Origin of the sequence: Paraburkholderia sp. GAS333 (assembly GCF_050435665.1) — a bacterium.
GTDB lineage: Bacteria > Pseudomonadota > Gammaproteobacteria > Burkholderiales > Burkholderiaceae > Paraburkholderia > Paraburkholderia fungorum_A.
Map to the genome: position 1 here is coordinate 143,207 of NZ_JBNDKS010000002.1, position 19,427 is coordinate 162,633.

Consider the following 19,427-nt stretch of genomic DNA (forward strand, 5'->3'; position numbering starts at 1 on the left):
CGATTGGGGCCGCCGCACGCAGTCGCGATCGCAGTCAGCCGCCCTCAGCTCGCGAGGCGTGCTGCTTCGCGTTGGGCCAACCGCAATCCACCGTGCGCCGAATCGGCAAGAGGTTCACGCAACCGCGCCTGATAGATTTGTGGCACGTATTCGCGCAACGGCGCGCCGAGGCCGCCGCACAACGCGACCGGCAGCGTTCCCGACGGATCGAGCGCGGCGATCATCTTGCCGATTTCGGCCCCCGCCTCGCCCAGCAACCGCGCGGCAAACGGATGCGCGCGGTGCTCCACGGCAATGCGCGCAAGGCTTGCATAAGCGGTCTGATTGGCCGCGCAAAGCCAGACGACGAGGCTATCGAGATCATGTGCGCCGATGTGTGCGAGGAGCGCCTGAGCAAGCTCGTCGTTGGGACCGCGTCCGTCGAGCGCGTGCTGCGCATACACGATAACCCGCAGCCCGAGCCATGCGCCGCTCGCTTCGTCGCCCGATGGGAACCCGTAGCCGCTAACCGTGCGGCACTCGCCATTTGCGTCGAGTACGGCCGCCACGCTGCCCGTACCCAGCGCGACGATCACACCCGGTTCGCCGCCGTGCGCACCCAGCAACGTGGTGAAGGAGTCCTGCTCCACGGCGAGTCCTGCCAACTTGGGCGCGCTCGCGTGAAATCCGGCGAGCCAGTCCCGATTGTTGGCGCCCGCCAGTCCGCAACCAAGCACGCAACGCGACCAGTCGAGCGCCAGGCCGGCCCGTGCGAACGCATCGACACAGCCGGCCTCGATGGATTGCCACGCCCGCTCGATACCGAGGCCCAGCCCCGACGGCCCGCTAGCGGCCTGCGAGAGTTCACGGCCGTGCGCGTCGCCGAGGACCACGCGGGTGCCGGTGCCACCGCCATCAATGCCGATCAGAAAGAAGTCGTTGTTCATCGAATCGAGTGAGTTTTGTGAGTGAATACCGCATAGCGTGGCAGGTCATTTTCAATCCTGCAATTGGCCGAATGGCTGACTTGCGGCGCACGCGGCTTCAGCTATGCTGGCGAGCGACATGACTACGCGGGAGCGCGACAGTGACACAGCAGCGATGCAACTGGGTATCGAGCGAAGCGCTCGCACAGTATCACGACGAAGAATGGGGCGTCCCCTCGCGCGACGATCAGCACCTGTTCGAAATGCTCGTGCTGGAGGGCGCGCAGGCTGGCCTGTCATGGTCGACGATTCTCAACAAGCGGGCCGGCTATCGCCGCGCTTTTGCCGATTTCGACATCGCCAAGGTCGCGCGTTTTACGCCGAAACACGTCGATGCGCTGGTCGTGGACGAGAGCATCGTGCGTCACCGGGGCAAGATCGAAGCGGCCATCAACAACGCTCGCGCCGTGCAGCAAATTCAGGCCGAACACGGCTCGCTGGCCAATTTCATATGGTCTTTCGTCGACCAGACGCCGATTCAGAACGAATGGGCGTCATACAAGCACGCGCCGGCATCGACGGAAATTTCTGACGCGTTGAGCAAAGCGCTTAAGCGCTACGGCTGCAAGTTCGTGGGATCGACCATCTGCTATGCGTTCATGCAGGCGGTCGGCATGGTGAACGATCACGAAACGACTTGCATATGTCGCGCGCGATGCGTGGCACTGGGCAAGAAGGGACGCAATCGCAAGGCGGGTTGAATGGGCGTTGGGGCCGCGCCGCTTAGTGCCGCGTCTCTAACAAAAGCACGCTGCCCAGGGAAAATCCTGAATGCTGCGTTACTTAAATGACGGCTGCCCGATTCACAAGGCCAGGCGGTTGAATGCGAGTGTCGCTCCAGCACGGAACGCGGCTCGAAAATGCCGCGCGCCAAAGTCCTGCTGAGCTTCTCGTGCATTCAGGTCGTTATACATTTATGAGCGCATCAGATGCGACGCCCGCTGTCCCGCCAATGACGCAACGCTAAAACGCGCCAAACCCGGGAATTGAAGGCGTTTCACGGCGTTAGTCCGGGCATGACAAAACGACCCACGCCCGATACTGCTACTCATGCGCTCAAACAACGAATAACCGCTGCGGCAAGCACGGGAGACCAACCATGACAACACTCAACTTCCTGACGCATCAGGACATTTTCGATCAGGCCGTGAATCACCTGTTCGACCAGAAACGCGCCGCTCTGCTACCACGTGGCGGCGGAGCTTACCGCGGTTATTGCGGCGGCTGTCCGGTCGGCAATTTCATCAAGCCACGGGATTACATGACCGCGATGGAAGGCATCCCCGTGCGGTTTATCGGCAAAACGCCCATCGAAGTGCCCGCATATATGGATGTCGGCGTATCTGCGCTGAAAAAGGCGCTTTTGCGCGCGCGAATCAATGTGTACGACCCGACTACCGTGAACCTGCTCAGTTGCCTGCAAAACGTGCACGACGTATTCGGCACGTGGGAATGGCGCGAGCGTCTAGGCTCGATTGCGCGTCAATTTGGGTTGTCGGCTGAACGGTTGAAGAGCGCCGCTTGACGATTCGCGATGTGTGGTGACGTTAGACGTCGTCACACATCACTGCATTTATTGCCTATCGCCCGATAATTAGCGGCGAATGGCACCCAATTCCCCCATCTCTCCGACGCCCCTTACGCTCGGCACTCAAAAACGACCGCCCAAAAGCAAAACGGCGATGTGGCTTCTTTCGAAGCTCACACCGCCGTTCGGCGTACGGAAAAGCGTGCTTAGTGCAGCTTTTTCGGCAGCATCTGGCTGCGCAGGCGCTTGTGCAGACGCTTCACAGCAGCTGCCTTCTTACGCTTACGAGCCGTAGTCGGCTTTTCGTACGATTGACGCTCACGCAGTTCAGCGATCAGGCCATTCTTTTCGATTGCGCGACGAAAGCGGCGAATCGCCACTTCGAACGGCTCGTTTTCCTTCAGAAGAATCGTCGTCATGTAATTCCTAACTCAATCACTTGATACGGGTTAATTTGCGTGGCGGGAGTCCGCTCACGCGCCGGCCCTCCGGTCGTCTCAGTTCATGGCCAGTAACAGGCAAACGCGGGGAAACCCCGGCCAAACCACGAATGAAACGAGAGGCAAAGCGGCCACGGAGGCCGGAAAAGAGAGGTGGGGAGCTCACCGCGGAACGCGGACAGACGTACTTCAAAGCCGCGCCTGCTGCCGTTTCGCCAACCTTTCATCAATGCTTTTTCAACATGAAGACACACTGACGAAACAGGCAAAGATCTCAATTCACTCCCGATGATATCAGGAAACTCTCCATCGTACCAGGGGTTTACGGATTGCGCCAGGCCTCTCGCGCGATCAATTACTTGCTTCGTCCAGCTCGCGAATATCGTCGCCGGTCAGCATCAGATGGACGGCGGCCGCGAGGCTTTTGAGCTGATCCACCGAGGTTGCGCTGGCAATCGGCGCCGTCACGCTGGGACGAGCGATCAGCCACGCAAGCGCGATCGTGGCCGGCGTGCTGCCGTGCCGTTCGGCGACACGATCGAGCGCGGCCAGAATGCGCAAACCGCGTTCGTTTAGATATTTCTCGACCCGGCTGCCGCGCGCCTTATTCGCCAAATCGGCCTGTGAACGGTATTTGCCCGAGAAAAAACCGCTCGCGAGACTGTAATACACCACCGCGCCGAGCTGATTGGCGAGCACCACCGGTTCGATGTCGCGCTCGTATTCCGCGCGGTCGTACAGGTTGTACTCGGGTTGCACCAGCTGATATTCGGGCAGTCCGTGCTCGCGCGACACTGCCAGCGCCTCCTCGATGCGCGCGCCGCTATAGTTCGACGCGCCGATCACTCGCACTTTGCCCGCATCGACCAGCTTCTGGTAAGCACCCAACGTCTCGGCCAGCGGCGTTTCAGTGTCGTCGTCGTGGGAAAAATAGACGTCGATGTAATCGGTTTGCAGGCGACGCAGCGAATCTTCAACGGCTGCCTGAATATTCGCCGCCGACAAACCCTTGCGCTGCGGCAACTTCGACACCTTGGTCGCCAGCACGATCCTGTCGCGCTTGCCGCTCTGCCGGAACCACTTGCCGATGATGGTCTCCGACTCGCCGCCCTGGTTGCCCGGCACCCAGGCCGAATAGACGTCGGCGGTATCGATGAAATCGAGTCCGGCATCGACGAACGCATCGAGAATCGAAAACGACGTGGCTTCGTCGGCAGTCCAGCCGAATACATTACCGCCGAACATCAACGGCGCGACCTGCAATTCAGAACGTCCAATCCTGCGTTTTTGCATGACTTCTCCGGGATCAATTACGAGAAAGACAAGAGAGCGAATGAGAATACGCCGTCTTTGAATTAGCTGCAGTGCGTCCGGCAATCAACTGTAATCCCGGGCTGTAACCCAGGCTACGCGCGGCTTTCAACCTCATTCGCGGCACCTTTCCCGCAAAACAATTGGGTCTCAATTGCATAAAGTCTCTCAAGTTTTTTTTAGGCGGGCCGACATCCTTCACTGAGGCGGCCAGCAATGAACATGTGCTTCCGCCGATGCCAACACTGGCAGGTTTAGGGCTAATGCCTCTACAGGAGAATTTTCATGCTTAGCATTAACAGTAATATCAGCTCGCTGACCGCTCAGGAAAACCTGAACAGCTCGGGCAGCGCACTCTCGCAAGCAATTACCCGCCTGTCGTCGGGCAAGCGCATCAACAGCGCGGCGGACGACGCAGCAGGCCTGGCCATCTCCACGACTCTGCAAACCGCGATCAACGGCCTGAACCAGGGCGTTTCGAACGCGAACGACGGCACGTCGATGGTGCAGACGGCCAGCACGGGTCTGAGCCAGATCACTGCCAGCCTGCAAACCATCCGTTCACTGGCCAACCAGGCAGCCGGTGGTTCGCTGTCGGCAAGCAACCAGGCAGCACTGCAACAGGAAGTTGCACAGCAAGTCGCTGAAGTGAACCGCCTTGCATCGCAAACGACGTACAACGGTATCAACCTGCTGAACGGTTCGGCAGGCGTGGTCAACGTTCAGGTCGGCGCAAACGTCGGTCAAACCATCAGCCTCGACCTGAGCCAGGGCGTGTCGGCAGCGTCGCTGGGTTCGGGCGTTCCGCAAGCAGGCAACACGCTGGGCACGATCACCGGTCTGGATCTGAACTCGGACGGCACGGCGAACTCGTCGGGCGGCACGGGCGCGATCACCCAGATCAACGTGCTGTCGGACGGTACGGGCGGCTTCACGTACACCGACCAGAACAACCAGGCTCTGTCGAGCGCCGCTACGACCGCACTGTTCTCGACGACGTCGTCGGGTGGCGTTCAGTCGCTGTCGCTCAACGGCAGCACCAACGGCCTCAGCGTGACGGCTCAAGTCAGCGCGATCAACGCTGATTTCACGACCGGCGGCGGCTCGGCTGCTACTGCAGGCACGGTGCTGGGCAAGATCTCGGACCTGAACATCGACCCGACGACCGGCTCGACGGCATCGGCAGGCACGCCGAACGCGATCACGTCGATCACGGTTGAAGCGGACGGCAACGGTGGCGTTCAGTACGTCGACCAGAACGGCAACTCGCTGTCGAGCGCTGCTTCGACGGCACTGTTCACGTCGTCGTCGTCGGGTATCGCCATGACTTCCGGCGCAAGCTCCGGTGGTCTGGCTTCGACGGTCGGCACGACGCTGTCGAGCATCAACACGAACAACGCACCGACCTCGGTCGCTGACGTGAACGTGAGCACGACTGCAGGCGCAAACCTGGCGATGGAAACCATCGACAACGCGCTGGCAACCATCAGCAACATCCAGGCAACGCTGGGCGCTGCGCAAAACCGTCTGACGGGTATCTCGACGTCGCAGCAAGCTGAGTCGACCGACTTGTCGAGCGCGCAATCGCAGATCACCGACGCTGACTTCGCACAGGAAACCGCGAATCTGTCGAAGGCTCAAGTGCTGCAACAAGCTGGTATCTCGGTGTTGTCGCAAGCCAACTCGATGCCGCAACAAGTGCTGAAGCTCCTCCAGTAAGGTAGTCTTCGCCAGTCGGCGCGGATGACCCGTCACGCTTCACCGACGGTTCATCCGCGTACGCGTTTCACCGGGAGGCTCGGCCTCCCGCCACGCATACGGGCCCGGCGCGCTTTGACGCCAGCAGTCGCGCTGCCCAGACTTTGTACGGAGCCATTCCATGTCGACCATTTCGACGTCCGCAAGCACCAGCAGTGCCGCAGCCGCCGCTGCGCAAGCCGCCGCCGCCGCCGCGTTGCAACAGGCGAGCCAGTCCATCATCAGCGGTTCGACGGGCTCGTCTCTGGATGTGTCGTCACTGGTCACGGCTCTGGTCAATTCGAAAATCGCCGGTCAGACAGCCACGCTGACGGCCAAAGCGACGACCGACAACACGCAGCTTTCCGCGATCGGCCAACTGTCGGCCTCGCTGTCCTCGCTGCAGGTCGGACTCGCACCGCTTTTCAACGGCTCGCTGCAAACCGCCTTCACCGCGACGGCGAGCGGTACCGGCCTCACGGCAACCGCAGCTTCGGGCGCGGTAGCAGGCACCTACTCCGTCAAGACGACGCAGATCGCGCAGGGGCAAAGCATCACGTCGGGCGCGTTCACGTCGGCTCAGACCGCCAGCATGGGTACCGGCACGCTGAACATCATGGTCGGCAGCAGCTCGATGACCCTCGCGGTCAACTCGACGAACAACACGCTGAGCGGCATCGCCGCGGCGATCAACAATTCCAGCAGCAACCCGGGCGTTGCAGCCACGGTCGTGAACGGCGCGGACGGCGCCCACCTCGTGCTCAGCTCGACGACGACCGGCGCGGCCAATACGATCAACGTCAACGTGACCGGTGCGTCCACGGGCGCGGCGCTGTCGAGCCTCTCGGTGCAGTCCGTCACGGGTAACGATTCGGACACGTCCACGTTCGCGTCCGCGGCCGACGGCACGACCACCTCGATCGGCGCATCGACGCTCGCCACCGGCAGCACGTGGACCCAAAGTTCGGCCGCGCAGGACGCGGTGTTCTCGCTGAACGGCACCATCGCCACCAGCTCGACGAACGCAGTGACGAGCGCGCTGGACGGCGTCACGATGAATCTGGCGTCGGCCTCGGCAGGCACGACGCAAACGCTGACTGTCGCTGCCGATACGGCGACCCAGGTCACCGACATCGAGAATTTCGTCAGCCAGTACAACGCGGTAGTGAGCACGATGACCTCGCTGACCTCGTTCGATTCGAGCGCGGCTGCCGGTTCGCAAGGCGGCCCGCTGCTCGGCGACTCGATGCTCGACGCGATCCAGAACGGGCTGGGCAACATTGTCAGCAGCGGTATCAAGGGCGCGGCGGCCGGCACGACGCTCGCCTCGCTCGGCATTACGCTCAACAGCGACGGCACGATGTCGGTCGACACCACCGCACTGACCGCCGCCGTGCAGTACAACCCGAACCAGGTCGCAGCCGTGTTCAACACGAGCACCGGGATCGCGGCGCAGTTGAACACCACCATCAGCGCGTACACGACCACGGGCGGCATCATCGATGTGCGCACCGACGCGATCACGACCGACCTGGACAGCATCAAGGACCAGTCGAACACGTTGACGGCGTACCAGGCGCAGCTCACGTCGCAGTACAACAACGAGTTCACTGCGCTGAACACGCTGATGGCGACCACCACCAGCAACTCGAACTATCTGACGCAGTTGTTCGGCGGCACGAACAGCTCGGGTTCGATGTCCGACAACAAGGCGTAGTAAAGCAGCAGAGGAGTCCGGAAAATGACTGAAGCACGCCCCGAAACGAATCAAACCCGACTTGTCGAGCAGGTGCTCGCGTTGACCGAGGAAATCGACCATGCTGCGCGCATCGCCGACTGGCAGCGGGCGGCCCTTCTTTCGGAACAGCGTTCGCCATTGCTGATGTCGTTTGCACCGGAGCAGTCGCCCGAAGCACTGGCGCTGATCCGCCGGATTCAGGCTCTGGACGACGTCACGCTGCGGGAAGCGCGAACCGCACAGTCGGAACTCGCCAACGAATACCGCACCGCGATGGATCGCACCCGCGCCGCGAACAGTTACAACAGCGTCGCGTTGATGCGCTGAGCACACGCGCGCCGCTGCATGCCCGAGCACTCATAAGAAGAACAGGCCGGCCAGTCCGGCAACATGCTTCACCAGGCCCGCCTCGCGCGGGCTTTTTTTCACCTCGCCGATTTTCGCGTCGCCTGTCCCGTCGAAGCCACCCTCTGAAATACGGGGCAATCCGGCCTCTACTCCGCCAATCGTCCGCGACGCGCGACCGTAGACTAATCACAGCGCATTGCGCCTGCGTCCCGCCCACTTTGGACTGTCTGGACGGTTTGCCTCGTCCGGCATCCGGCGGACTTCCTGCTGGCAGCGACTCACGCAGACGCGAATGCAAATACTCACGCACCACCCGGCGCCATAGCGAAAGCAACGGCACGCCGCTCCTGGCTTCGACCTCCACGCACGCTCAGGCCGACGCGGCAGGAACAAGCCCGGCAGACGCGCCGTTAAGCAACATCCCAAGGACCGAAGCGAATTCATGACTACCGATGCCGATCTGCAACAGGCTTTGACTCACCATCGCGCCAGGCGTCTGCCGGAAGCCGAGCGACTGTACCGGGCGATCCTGCAGGCTCGCCCCGACCATCCTGAAGCGAATCACAACCTCGGCGTGATGGCCGTCCAGACCGGCCAGCCCGGCGCCGGCCTGCCGTTTTTTAAGGCAGCCGTCGAAGCCGCGCCGCAGCGTCCCGAATTCTGGTCGCTCTATCTCGACGCGCTGATCATGACCGGCCGCGACGACGAGGCTCAGCAGGTAGCCGCACAGGGACGGCAGCGCGGATTGGCGTTGTATGCGGTTCAGGTCGAACCGGTCGATGCGCCAGCGCCGCTTCGCAGCGAACTCGATGCGCTCGCAGACGAATTCATCCAGACGCTGGAAACGCTCGATAAACAGGGCTTGCACGCCGACGCGGAAAATCTCGCGCGTCAGATGACCGGCCTTCTGCCGGAACACGGCTATGGATGGAAAGCGCTGGCGTACGCGCATCTGCGGCGCGGCGATCTGGCCGGTGCATTGCAGCCGCTCACGGAGGCGGCAACACGCGCGCCCGCAGATGCCGAGCTTGCCCGTCACCAGCGCGCGGCAAAGGCCATGCACGATGCGCTCGCGCTGGAGCAGCGCAACGAACTGCATCAGGCAGGCAAGCTTTTCCTGGAAGTCCATGCGCTTTATCCCGACCATCCCATGGTCAACCATCGGCTCGGCGTGATTTCGATCAGGCTGAACCAGTCGAAAGCCGCAGTGGACTACATGGAGCGGGCGCTCGGCGGCGATCCGAACAATTGCCAATACTGGGCCAACTACATCGACGCGCTGCTGCAGGCTGGCGAGTTGAAGGCCGCGTGGATGGCGCTGGAAATGGGCCAGCAGCGCGGTTTGAGCGGACCGAATATCGACAAGCTGATCGGCGTCATGACGATGATGTCGACGCAAACCACCTTCATGGTGCCGAGATCGCTGAAAAGTCCGGGGGAGCCACTTGCGGCTGCACAACCGAACTTGTCAATCAGCGCAGTACTCGCCGCGGCCACTCCGCCGAAAGCCACAGCACCTCTTCGCCAGGCAGGAAAAGCCGCACCGGCCAGCGGCGAAATCGCTGCGCTCGTCGAGCTATACAACCGTGGACGCATCGACGAAAGCATCGCCGCCGCGCGCAAGCTGATCGACACTTACCCGTCGCACGGCTTTGGCTGGAAGTTGATGACCGTCTCGCTGCATAACCTCGGCCGCTATGACGAGGCGATGGAATACTGCGCGAGGGCTCGCGAACTTTTCCCGAACGACGTCGAATTGCTGCAAGTGTCCGCCAGCATTCTTGAAGCAGGTGGTCATCACGAGAAAGCCGAAACTGATTGCCGCCGGATGCTCGAACTCAGCCCGGATCATCCGGAAGGCTTGCGGATTCTCAGTATCGTGCTGATCTCGATGGGAAAGCTGGAAGAGGCCGAACGCGTTTCCCTGCGCGCGATCGAGGTCGCCCCGAACGCGGCGCTACCGTACAGCGCGCTTGGTGTGACCTACATGAAGCAGGGCAATCTCGACAAAGCGGCCGCTACCTTCCGGCGCGCGATCGAACTCAACCCCAACGGCGACCTCGCATACAACAACCTCGCGTTCTGCATGACCCACAGCGAGAATGCCGACCCGGCGGAATTGTTCGCGACCCATCGCCTGTTCGGCGATCAATTCGAAGCGCCTCTCAAGCCGAATTGGGCGCCGCATGACAATGTGAAAGATCCGGAGCGCCGTTTGCGCGTCGGCTTTATTTCCGGCGATTTCTGCCGTCACGCGGTGTCGAATTTCTTCGAACCGGTGCTGGAACATCTCGTTCGCGATCCCCGGATTTCGCTGCACGCCTTCTCGAATACGTCGACCGTCGACCAGGTCACGCAAAAAATGCGCGCGACCTTCGAACACTGGCATCCCGTATTCGGCATGAAAGAAGATGCGATCGCCCAACTGGTCTGCGACAACGAAATCGACATCCTGATCGATCTCGCGGGTCACACCGCGAATAACGGACTGCTCGCCATGGCGCGCAAGCCTGCGCCCATCCAGGCATCATGGATCGGCTACCCCGGCACGACGGGCCTGACCGCCGTCGACTATTTCCTCGCCGACCGCTACTGGGTGCCGTCCGAACAGTTTCGCGACCAGTTCACCGAGCAGATCGTCTATCTGCCCGCGCTCGCGCCGTTCAGCGCCGATCCGCTGTGTCCGCCGGTCAATCTGCTGCCCGCACAGAGCAAGGGTTACGTGACCTTCGGCAGCTTCAACCGGATGGACAAACTGCGTCGCGAAGTCATCGCGCTGTGGGCGCGTTTGCTGCGCGAGGTACCGAACTCCCGCATGCTGATAGGCGGCCTGCCCGCCGACGGCAGCCTCGGTGACCTCCCGGCCTGGTTCGCAGAAGAAGGCATCGCGCGCGAACGCCTCGACTTCCGTCCCCGCTCGAGTGTGCCGGTCTATCTGCAGCAGCATCACCACGTCGACATCTGCCTCGACACGTTCCCGTTCTCCGGCCTAACCACCGCGCTGCATTCGCTGTGGATGGGTGTCCCGACACTGACGTTGCCGGGCAAAACCGTACCAGGGCGCAGCGGCCTGACAGCCATGTCGCACGCCGGACTCGAGATGTTCATCGCGCAGGACAAGGACGATTTCGTGCGCCGCGGAGTCGAACTGACGTCCGATATCGCTGCACTGGCCGCGCTGCGCGCAGGCATGCGCGAACGTTGCGAGAACTCGCCGATGTTCCGCCCCGCGGAGATCGCGGATGGCGTTTCCACAGCGTTGCGCGTGATGTGGCGTCGCTGGTGCGCTGGCTTGCCGGCGGAGTCGTTCGAGGTGAAGGAAACGGCTGCGCAGCAGGTGGCCTGAAGCAGGTGGGTCGACGCGCTGCCGCGCGGCCCACACCACTAATCGACTGAAATCAATGAAACCGATCCGACTCGTATGCGGCACCCGCCGCAGCCGTGAGCAGTTTTCCAACGAAACGGCGCTCGGCCGTTCGCTGAAGCTCTACAAGCATCTGACGGAACCGCAACTGCATCTGTTCGACAGCAACACGCTGGGGTTGTCGACGATCTATAACAACGCGATCCTGTACGCGCAGCAACACCCGGCGATTCTCGTGTTCATTCACGACGACGTCTGGCTAAACGATTTCTTCTGGACCGAGCGGATCGCCGAGGCCGTCGCGAAGTTCGACGTGATCGGGCTCGCGGGCAATAAACGGCGCGTCGCCGGACAACCTTCGTGGGCATTCGTCACGCCCGACTGCAAGTGGGACGAACGGCAATACCTGAGCGGTACGGTCGGACACGGCAAGGGTTTTCCGTGCGAGATCGTGTCGTCGTTCGGGCCGGCCGGCGTCGAAGTGAAGCTGCTGGACGGCCTGCTGCTCGCCGCCGACAGCACGACGCTGGTCAACAGCGGCCTGCGCTTCGACGAGCAGTTCGCGTTCCACTTCTACGATATGGATTTCTGCCGGCAGGCCGAATTGAAAGGCTTGCGGATGGGCACCTGGCCCCTCAGCGTCGTGCATGAAAGCGGCGGCGCGTTCGGCAGTCAGGGATGGCGCGACGGTTACGCGCGGTATTTGCAGAAGTATGGAAGCTGAGGTTTCGCAGACGTCAGCACGATGTTGCCGCAAAGGAAATTCGCGGCAACGTCGTGCGTTGCATCACGCTCCGATCAACGCGAGAGCGTGACCGCCAGATACGCCGCGTAGAGCACGCCGCACACCAGCAACGCCCACACCGGCAGTCCGCGTTCGCGCACATTGATACGCAGCCACGCGGCGGCGACCAGCGTGATCACGATGCCCGTCACCACTTCGATGCGCGGCGTCCACGGCGTCAGCAGAATGCCGATCGCGGGCAGCAACGTCCCCTGAAAAACCATCGCACCGGTGATATTGCCGAATGCGAGCGTGTCCTTGCCGCGCCGGATCCACAGAATGCTGTTGACCTTCTCGGGCAACTCCGTGGCGATCGGAATGATCAGCAGCGACAACAGCAGCGCCGAGATGCCGAGCATCTGCGACACACCGCGCACGCCGTGGATGAACCCTTCCGCGCCCCATACCAGCAAGCCGACCGCGATCAGCAGTTGCAGCGCGATGGTCAGGAGATTGGTCGGCACGCCCAGGCGCGAAAGCAGCATCGTGCCCGGCGCTTCGGTGCCGTGCCCTGCGTCGACGAGATCGCCCGACGCGCGGAACGTCATCACCACGTAGGTCACGTAAACGCCAACCAGCGCGACGCTGAATAGCGCGCGGACAATCATCTGCGAATGCGGCACGTACATCGCGGCGGCGGCCAGCACGAATGCGCACAGGAAGTAGTTGAGATCGCGCGTGAAACCGGTGCGCTCAGGCACGACGTGGCCCGTTACACCGCGCGACCGAAGAATCGCCAGCGTCATCAGGAAAGTGGACAGCGTGGAGAGCATCAGCGGCGCGCCGAGAATCGCGCCCACGCCGATTTCCTGATTAACGGTTTGATCGCTGGTGCCGCTCGCGATGGCGAGCAGCGGCACCAGCGTTTCGGGCAGCGCCGTGCCGACCGCTGCGAAAAGCGAGCCGGTCACGCCTTCCGAGATTTTCAGACGTTCGCCCAGATGTTCGAGTGCATTGGTGAAGAGTTCGGCCGCCACCAGGATGACGACCAGCATGACCGCGAGTTCGAAGAAGAGGCTGGTCATGCGCGGCATCCGGTGCACGAGGTGAAGACATGGCCATGCGCTTGGCGACGGATTGCCGGAACGGCATGCGGGAAGAATGGCGAGGCGCTACGGTAATTCACGGGACAACTCCGCGGTCGGACGACTATGACAAACCAATGACGCACCGCCACCCGTCCGACCAGAACGAGGCAATACGCCAATGGTCTCGCCAAACCGACCCGGTCGAACGCGCCATGACCCGCAGGCCAAGTATGTTGACGCGCTCTCCTTCAACGAATGAAGGAAGGCTACTCCCCAGTGACGAGGGGATTTTACGGGGATGCAGGGCTTTCAACAAGGTTCGACCATAGCGCTAGCAGAATCGCTGATCGATGACGCTTGCGTCTCGCACTCCCCGGTACAGGTCAGCGCCTTTTACAGACGATTGAGAAAACGTGCGCTTGCCGCCCACCCGCGGCTATCTGCATCTGCGCAATTTCAACGGCCTTGAGGCCGCTTGCGTTAAGTAACGGCTCAATCGATGCTTCACTGAAGAAGTTAATGTGTTCGTGCCAGTGTCTGCGCTGACGGAAAATCTCAACTGAGCCAGGATTGGCGCGCATTAAGTCCTCATAGGGTACTTCTATGTAGAGGAGCGTTTCTTGTGCCATCGCGGCCGCAATTTCCCGAAGCGTATCGGCAGGATAGGGCACATGTTCGAGCACGTTCGAGGACACAATCAAATCGTATTGCGTCTCGTCGATCACTTTCTTGTCGACGCGGGTTGCTCCGTCCACCACCGGCTTGCCGGAAATGTCATAAACATGGTGCAACGCACATCGGTTACGTAATGGCGTGTTAAATCCCGTGTCGCCGCCCCAGTCGAGCACCTTCGGAATATCGCGCACGTGGCGCTCGAGAAAAGCCTCGATCTGCGGAATGTAGGGCGATCCATCGACGTAAATCTGGTTGCGAGCTCTGTAGCCCGGCTCGAAGCGCTCCCTCAGCGCGGTGTAGGCCTCACCACGATAGTCTGCGTAAAGCGCCGCCATCTCTGCATCGTCAAAGCGGATGTCGAGAAACATTGCGCCGCAGTCGGCACACTGAACGCTATTGCATAGCGGATAGGCATGGCCCAACTGAATATCACGAAGCCCCCATTCTGGCGTCACTTCAACGGGTTCCCAGCCAAAGGCGCGGTTTGCGACGAATGGCATCAGGATTGAGGGGCTGCGGTTGAGTCGAGTGCCCTGACAGCAGACACAACGGTCTGCAATGCGACTTCGGTGGCGAAAGGGCGAATAAGCGTCCGTCATGCTGAATCCAGTTTATTGTTCGGCGGCGCACATTCCGGCTATTCGCGTCTGCGCCGTCCCGAGGTACATACAACATCAGGAATGTCATCGCGCTGCATTGCATCTATCCGAGAGAACTACCGCAACTACGCAGCGTTCAATTTCACTGCAGACGCGCGTGCCTTCATGGCCTCTCGTGCATAAGCGAGATTCGCCTTGAATTTTTCCGATGTGGGCAACTGTCCGGGCAACATGTCCGTCAGTTCAGTCAGACCCGCAATGAATCGCTGAAGCTCCGGAAAGTGCAACGAGAAACGTACATACACCTCCACAAGACGCTGCTTCGCTGCGAGGATCTCTTTTATAGTCAGGTTGCCGTCAGCGGCTTCACCTCGCAGAAATACCTCCCACTCAATGAGCCCCATCGCGAAAATCGGACTACCGTTTGCCGATTCCTGCGCACCATGCCTCCGGAATGCACCGTGATAGCCGCCTACCACTGCAATCGGCCCCAGCCTGGCCACCGCGAGGTAAGCGCAGACATCGCCAAGAAAGTCAGGTACATGATCTTTGTATTTACTCAAGTCCGCGATCTCGATGCGGCTTTTGTCCAGCATCACGAAACTCGGCTCGCCGATGAAGTTATCCAGTTGCGGCAGCATGTTCCGGACAATGTGGCTTCGATCGATCAATGCTATTTCACCGTTGCCCAGAAGGCGTGGCGGCGTGTGGACAATTGCGCTTTTCGCATCGATCATCACGCGCCCGTGAAACGCCATCGCGGCCTGTGGGAACTTCCGCAATGCATCAACCAGCAATGCCACCGACTCTGGCATCAATATGTCGTCGTAAAAGAGCCACTTGATGTACCTTCCGCGAGCCTTCTCCCATAACGCGCGCGCATTTTCGCCGCCGTTGTCGAAGCCGTGGTGAAAGTACTTGAGCTTCGGATTACCAAACTGGCTCACGATTCCTTCGAGCGCACCATCCGATGTATTGTCGCCGACGAGGATTTCGATGTCCTCGAACGTTTGCGCCAATGCACTGGCTATCGCCTCCGTCAGGAATTCTGGACGGTGCGCAGGAATGAGAATGCTGACTGTGACCACTACTTATCCTCTGGACAATCGCGATGCGATGAAATTCTGACGCCCTATGCCGCGACGGCTTCGGGGGTGACAGGCGTATTGAAGCCGCCCACCCTGTTGACCATGTCGACGAGCGCCTGTTGAGTGAGCCACTCGTCATTGTTGTCGCTGCTGTAGTAGAAGCCGTCGGGCACCGCGTTGCCAACCTTGACGGCATGCCGTTCCGCGCGCCGGTCGTCGAACTCCGGAACGATCACATAATGCGTTCCCATGTCGTAGGTATGGCGCCCCTCGTCTTCGCTGATCAACACTTCATGCAGCTTTTCGCCTGGCCGGATACCGACTACGCGAGCCGCAGGCGAACCCGGGAAGGCTTTGACAAGGTCAAGCATCCTGGTGCTGGGAATCTTCGGGATGAAAATCTCGCCAGGTCCGGCGTGATCGATTGCACTTAACACCAGATCGACGCCTCCCTCCAGATCTATCAGGAAACGAGTCATGCGCGCATCGGTTACTGGCAGAGTAGTTTCGCCCCGACGAATCAGATCTGACCAGAATGGAATGACGCTGCCACGGCTGCCCGTGACGTTACCGTAGCGCACCACGCTAAACCCGATGTCGCGATAGCGCGTATAGGTATTGGCGGCGACAAACAGCTTTTCCATGGCCAGCTTCGTTGCGCCGTACAGGTTCGACGGGCTAACTGCCTTATCCGTCGACACGCCGATCAGACGCTTTACGTTGCGATCGAGTGCAGCCTCGATAATGTTCTGCGCACCGATAATATTTGTCTTTACCGCTTCCATCGGATTCGCTTCGAGTGCCGGCACCTGCTTAAGCGCAGCCGCATGCACCACAATGTCGATCCCGTTGAATGCACGCAGCAGACGCTCGCGGTCGCGGATGTCACCGAGGAAATAACGCACCGGGAACCGGTTTGGCGGAAAAACCTGGGCCATCTCGAACTGCTTGAACTCGTCCCGGCTGAAAATGACGATTTCGCGTGGGTCGTATTCGTCGAGCAATCGCTTGACGAATGCACGCCCGAACGTGCCCGTGCCACCGGTTACCAGGATGGACTTGTTGTTCAGGTAGGAAGAGCGCTTCATAAGGTCTCGCTGCGTTTGTTCATTGATAGCATGCGCATCCGCGATTCAACCTGATCGCGCCTGATGCGGTCGTGATCGCGACGTACGGTCTGTACCGCCAAAAACCGGCTTGTATGGATGCCCAGTTTACGCAGCGCCTGTCAGATCAAAGTGGCGATAACGGGCCCTTTTCCCCGCCAATTCAGACGCCTTCCATGCCCCCGTCGCGCGGTGATGCCTGGAATGTCGACGATCGTCAGGAGCGATGCAGCGGAAAGCAGCAGACCGTGTCTGTCGACGTTTAACCGGATTTTGATCCGCACCATGCCTCGGCCGACGCAGTCTTCTTCTCAACCGAAAAAGCGCGGCGGCCAGTTGCTTTTGCTGCTGCGACAGTCATTTAGCAAAATGGATTGCGTGGGCAAGCTCGAACACCATCCATTGCCGGATCGGAATACTGCCAACCGGTCAGGACGGATCCAGCGCGCGCCCGGTGATCGGCTCACCGCGCTGGAAACTCACGGGCGAAGGTCGCCCCAGCAGGTTGTCCAGATGCTTCGGCGCAAGGCCGAAGCCGGGTCGGATACTGCGCACGTTGTCGTTCGTGAAGGGTTCGCCGGCGGCAATCGGCTTGACGGCGTATAGCGAACGGCGGAACAGTTGGTTGCCTGTTTCGCTGCTTTTACGCGCATAGCCGACGTTGCCCAGCGAGTCCCACGCGGTGCGGGCGCTGCGCACGAGCGCCGCAAGATCGGCCGGCTCGAGCGAGAAGCTGTCGTCAGGTCCGCCGCCGTTGCGGTCGAGCGTGAAATGCTTTTCGATAAGCGCCGCGCCGAGCGCGACGGAGCAGGTTGCCGTCACGTTGTCGAGCGTGTGGTCGGACAGGCCCGTCACCAAGCCGAAGCGGGCGATCATGTCGGACATCGTGCGCAGGTTGTAGTCGCTCGCGGGCGCGGGATAGCCGCTGACACAACGCAGGATCGCCAGTTCCTTGCAGCCGCCGGAACGTGCGGCATCGATTGCCTCGGCGATTTCTTCCGCGCTCGCCATGCCCGTCGAGATGATCATCGGCTTGCCGGTTCGCGCGACGTACCGGATCAGCGGCAGATCGACCGCCTCGAACGACGCGATCTTGTAGGCGGGCGCATTGAGGTCTTCAAGCAGATCTACGGCCGTCGTGTCGAACGGCGAGCTGAAGATCGTGATGCTTTCCTCGCGTGCCTTGTCAAATAGCGGCTTGTGCCATTCCCACGGCGTATGCGCGCTTTCATAAAGTTGGTACAGCGACATGCCGGCCCATAGTCCGCTCGTGATCTGGAATTCAGGCCGGTCGCTGTCGAGCGTGATGGTGTCGGCACGATAGGTTTGCAGTTTCACGGCGTCGGCGCCCGCAGCGCTAGCCGCTTCGATCAGGCGCAAGGCGTTGTCGAGGCTACCGTTGTGGTTCGCGGACATCTCCGCAATGATGTACGGCGGATAGTCCCGGCCGATTGCGCGGCCCGCGATTCGCATGCTGGGCGATGCGTTCGGGTTCATGGTGTGTCTCCGGAAAAGGCAGTGGCGAACGCGCCGCGTGCACCAGACGGCGCAAGCAGGTTCCACAACGCTTCGACGACCCGATCCTGTTCAGCTTCGTCGAGTGTCGCAAACAACGGCAGACTGATCGCTTCGCGATAGTACTGTTCAGCCAGCGGAAAATCCCCTCGGCTGAATCCGAGCTTGCGATAATAAGGCTGCGTATGAACCGGGATGTAATGCAGATTCACACCAATGCCCGCCACGCGCAGCGCGTCGAACACGTCGCGATGAGAACGACCCGCCACCTTGCCATGCTCGTCGAGCACGAGGCGAATCACATACAGATGAAGACTCGAATAGCCGCTGTCGAGTTGGGCGGGCATCGTGACGGGCAGCCCATCGAGCAGGCGATCGTATCGCTGCGCGAGTTCATGGCGCCGCGCGACATACGCATCGAGTCGGTCGAGCTGACTGACACCCAGCGCCGCCTGCAATTCCGTCATCCGGTAGTTGAATCCCAGGTCGATCTGCTCGTAGTACCAAGGCCCGTGGCTGGGTTCGGCCATCGCTGCTTCGTCGCGCGTAATGCCGTGGCTGCGCAGCCTTGCCATGCGCTCCGCAAGCGAGGCGTCGTTCGTCAGCGCAATACCGCCTTCCGCCGTTGTGATGATCTTCACGGGATGAAAGCTGAACACCGTGATGTCCGCGAAGTCCCCGCAGCCGACCGGCCTGCTGCGATAGCGCGCGCCGATTGCATGTGACGCGTCTTCGATGATCCGGAAGCCAAACTCATCGGCGAGCGCGCGAATTTCCGCCATCTCGCAGGGGTGGCCGCACAGGTCGACGGGCACCACGATCTTCGGCAGTTCGTTCCTTACGCGGGCGTGTTCGAGCTTCGCGCGCAAGGCCCGCGGGCTCATATTGCAGGTCGCCGGGTCGATATCTACAAAATCCACGGTCGCTCCGCAATACAGTCCGCAATTCGCGGAAGCAACGAAGGTGATCGGCGTGGTCCAAAGCCGGTCGCCGGGCCCGAGGCCTAACGCGAGGCAAGCGATATGCAAGGCCGACGTCGCGCTGTTGACGGCTACTGCGTGACGCGCGCCGGTATAGGCTGCGACCGCTGCCTCGAAGCGCGGCACGGCTGGTCCTTGAGTCAGGAACGGCGAACGCAGCACTTCGGTGACGGCGTCGATATCGGCGGCGGTGATGTCCTGACGTCCGTAGGGGATCATCG

At 61.0% G+C, this 19,427-nt stretch carries 17 protein-coding genes and 1 riboswitch; of the genes, 7 read left to right on the forward strand and 10 right to left on the reverse strand.

The window, feature by feature from the left end; all coding sequences use genetic code 11:
- Positions 1-44: 44 nt before the first annotated feature.
- On the reverse strand, positions 45-926 hold the full coding sequence (locus tag ABH945_RS09885) for a BadF/BadG/BcrA/BcrD ATPase family protein (protein WP_074762498.1): 882 nt from the start codon (positions 924-926) through the stop codon (positions 45-47).
- A gap of 140 nt (positions 927-1,066) precedes the next feature.
- On the opposite strand from ABH945_RS09885, the gene ABH945_RS09890 reads away from it, so the two are divergent.
- Together ABH945_RS09890 and ABH945_RS09895 are read left to right on the forward strand one after the other, a co-directional pair.
- Positions 1,067-1,666, forward strand: a complete 600-nt coding sequence (locus ABH945_RS09890) for a DNA-3-methyladenine glycosylase I (RefSeq protein ID WP_429250447.1) — start codon at positions 1,067-1,069, stop codon at positions 1,664-1,666.
- 398 nt (positions 1,667-2,064) lie between these two features.
- Positions 2,065-2,490 carry a hypothetical protein gene (locus ABH945_RS09895; RefSeq protein WP_074762500.1) on the forward strand — a complete coding sequence of 142 codons (426 nt, stop codon included), beginning with the start codon at positions 2,065-2,067 and terminating at the stop codon, positions 2,488-2,490.
- Between the two features lie 209 nt (positions 2,491-2,699).
- Here ABH945_RS09895 and rpsU read toward each other — a convergent pair whose 3' ends face one another.
- Together rpsU and ABH945_RS09905 are read right to left on the reverse strand one after the other, a co-directional pair.
- Entirely contained in the window at positions 2,700-2,912 is a 213-nt protein-coding gene (gene rpsU, locus ABH945_RS09900) for a 30S ribosomal protein S21 (RefSeq protein ID WP_006050883.1), read from the reverse strand.
- Between the two features lie 372 nt (positions 2,913-3,284).
- The gene (locus ABH945_RS09905; protein WP_429250448.1) at positions 3,285-4,226 is read right to left on the reverse strand and encodes an aldo/keto reductase; all 942 of its coding nucleotides are present in this window, start codon (positions 4,224-4,226) and stop codon (positions 3,285-3,287) included.
- Between the two features lie 303 nt (positions 4,227-4,529).
- Here ABH945_RS09905 and ABH945_RS09910 point away from each other — a divergent pair, with 303 nt between their 5' ends.
- The 3 genes from ABH945_RS09910 to fliT all read left to right on the forward strand — a co-directional run bounded on the left by ABH945_RS09910 (position 4,530) and on the right by fliT (position 8,046).
- On the forward strand, positions 4,530-5,963 hold the full coding sequence (locus tag ABH945_RS09910) for a flagellin (protein ID WP_429250449.1): 1,434 nt from the start codon (positions 4,530-4,532) through the stop codon (positions 5,961-5,963).
- 160 nt (positions 5,964-6,123) lie between these two features.
- A complete protein-coding gene (gene fliD, locus ABH945_RS09915; protein ID WP_429250450.1) occupies positions 6,124-7,698 on the forward strand; it encodes a flagellar filament capping protein FliD in 1,575 nt (524 codons plus the stop codon).
- A 24-nt stretch (positions 7,699-7,722) separates the two neighbouring features.
- Positions 7,723-8,046, forward strand: a complete 324-nt coding sequence (gene fliT, locus ABH945_RS09920; RefSeq protein WP_074762504.1) for a flagellar protein FliT — start codon at positions 7,723-7,725, stop codon at positions 8,044-8,046.
- A gap of 30 nt (positions 8,047-8,076) precedes the next feature.
- On the opposite strand, the gene ABH945_RS09925 is transcribed toward fliT, so the two are convergent.
- Positions 8,077-8,205, reverse strand: a complete 129-nt coding sequence (locus ABH945_RS09925; protein ID WP_429250451.1) for a hypothetical protein — start codon at positions 8,203-8,205, stop codon at positions 8,077-8,079.
- A 304-nt stretch (positions 8,206-8,509) separates the two neighbouring features.
- Here ABH945_RS09925 and ABH945_RS09930 point away from each other — a divergent pair, with 304 nt between their 5' ends.
- Both ABH945_RS09930 and ABH945_RS09935 read left to right on the forward strand, forming a co-directional pair.
- Entirely contained in the window at positions 8,510-11,413 is a 2,904-nt protein-coding gene (locus tag ABH945_RS09930) for a tetratricopeptide repeat protein (RefSeq protein WP_429250452.1), read from the forward strand.
- A gap of 55 nt (positions 11,414-11,468) precedes the next feature.
- Positions 11,469-12,155, forward strand: a complete 687-nt coding sequence (locus ABH945_RS09935; RefSeq protein WP_429250453.1) for a glycosyltransferase family 2 protein — start codon at positions 11,469-11,471, stop codon at positions 12,153-12,155.
- Between the two features lie 74 nt (positions 12,156-12,229).
- On the opposite strand, the gene ABH945_RS09940 is transcribed toward ABH945_RS09935, so the two are convergent.
- From ABH945_RS09940 to pseC, 6 genes are all read right to left on the reverse strand, one after another.
- Positions 12,230-13,240, reverse strand: coding sequence for a sodium:calcium antiporter (locus ABH945_RS09940; RefSeq protein ID WP_429250454.1), 1,011 nt, complete (start codon positions 13,238-13,240; stop codon positions 12,230-12,232).
- Positions 13,241-13,358: 118 nt separating this feature from the next.
- Positions 13,359-13,530: riboswitch (yybP-ykoY riboswitch) on the reverse strand.
- Positions 13,531-13,626: 96 nt separating this feature from the next.
- Positions 13,627-14,517, reverse strand: a complete 891-nt coding sequence (locus ABH945_RS09945; protein ID WP_429250455.1) for a class I SAM-dependent methyltransferase — start codon at positions 14,515-14,517, stop codon at positions 13,627-13,629.
- Between the two features lie 125 nt (positions 14,518-14,642).
- Positions 14,643-15,605 (reverse strand): glycosyltransferase family 2 protein, encoded by a 963-nt coding sequence (locus tag ABH945_RS09950; RefSeq protein WP_429250456.1) that lies wholly within the window; start codon positions 15,603-15,605, stop codon positions 14,643-14,645.
- Positions 15,606-15,649: 44 nt separating this feature from the next.
- A complete protein-coding gene (pseB, locus tag ABH945_RS09955) occupies positions 15,650-16,693 on the reverse strand; it encodes a UDP-N-acetylglucosamine 4,6-dehydratase (inverting) (protein ID WP_429250457.1) in 1,044 nt (347 codons plus the stop codon).
- 447 nt (positions 16,694-17,140) lie between these two features.
- Positions 17,141-18,208 carry a pseudaminic acid synthase gene (pseI, locus tag ABH945_RS09960; RefSeq protein ID WP_429250458.1) on the reverse strand — a complete coding sequence of 356 codons (1,068 nt, stop codon included), beginning with the start codon at positions 18,206-18,208 and terminating at the stop codon, positions 17,141-17,143.
- Complete coding sequence (gene pseC / locus ABH945_RS09965; protein ID WP_429250459.1) at positions 18,205-19,425, reverse strand: UDP-4-amino-4,6-dideoxy-N-acetyl-beta-L-altrosamine transaminase; 1,221 nt, start codon at positions 19,423-19,425, stop codon at positions 18,205-18,207. The genes pseI and pseC overlap by 4 nt, the downstream gene beginning before the upstream one ends.
- Positions 19,426-19,427: the final 2 nt, after the last annotated feature.

Coding starts and splice junctions, on each gene's coding strand:
- ABH945_RS09885 (WP_074762498.1), bottom strand. CDS start 926: ATGAACAACGACTTCTTTCTGATCGGCATTGATGGCGGTGGCACCGGC.
- ABH945_RS09895 (WP_074762500.1), top strand. CDS start 2,065: ATGACAACACTCAACTTCCTGACGCATCAGGACATTTTCGATCAGGCC.
- rpsU (WP_006050883.1), bottom strand. CDS start 2,912: ATGACGACGATTCTTCTGAAGGAAAACGAGCCGTTCGAAGTGGCGATT.
- ABH945_RS09905 (WP_429250448.1), bottom strand. CDS start 4,226: ATGCAAAAACGCAGGATTGGACGTTCTGAATTGCAGGTCGCGCCGTTG.
- ABH945_RS09910 (WP_429250449.1), top strand. CDS start 4,530: ATGCTTAGCATTAACAGTAATATCAGCTCGCTGACCGCTCAGGAAAAC.
- fliD (WP_429250450.1), top strand. CDS start 6,124: ATGTCGACCATTTCGACGTCCGCAAGCACCAGCAGTGCCGCAGCCGCC.
- fliT (WP_074762504.1), top strand. CDS start 7,723: ATGACTGAAGCACGCCCCGAAACGAATCAAACCCGACTTGTCGAGCAG.
- ABH945_RS09930 (WP_429250452.1), top strand. CDS start 8,510: ATGACTACCGATGCCGATCTGCAACAGGCTTTGACTCACCATCGCGCC.
- ABH945_RS09935 (WP_429250453.1), top strand. CDS start 11,469: ATGAAACCGATCCGACTCGTATGCGGCACCCGCCGCAGCCGTGAGCAG.
- ABH945_RS09940 (WP_429250454.1), bottom strand. CDS start 13,240: ATGACCAGCCTCTTCTTCGAACTCGCGGTCATGCTGGTCGTCATCCTG.
- ABH945_RS09945 (WP_429250455.1), bottom strand. CDS start 14,517: ATGACGGACGCTTATTCGCCCTTTCGCCACCGAAGTCGCATTGCAGAC.
- pseB (WP_429250457.1), bottom strand. CDS start 16,693: ATGAAGCGCTCTTCCTACCTGAACAACAAGTCCATCCTGGTAACCGGT.
- pseI (WP_429250458.1), bottom strand. CDS start 18,208: ATGAACCCGAACGCATCGCCCAGCATGCGAATCGCGGGCCGCGCAATC.
- pseC (WP_429250459.1), bottom strand. CDS start 19,425: ATGATCCCCTACGGACGTCAGGACATCACCGCCGCCGATATCGACGCC.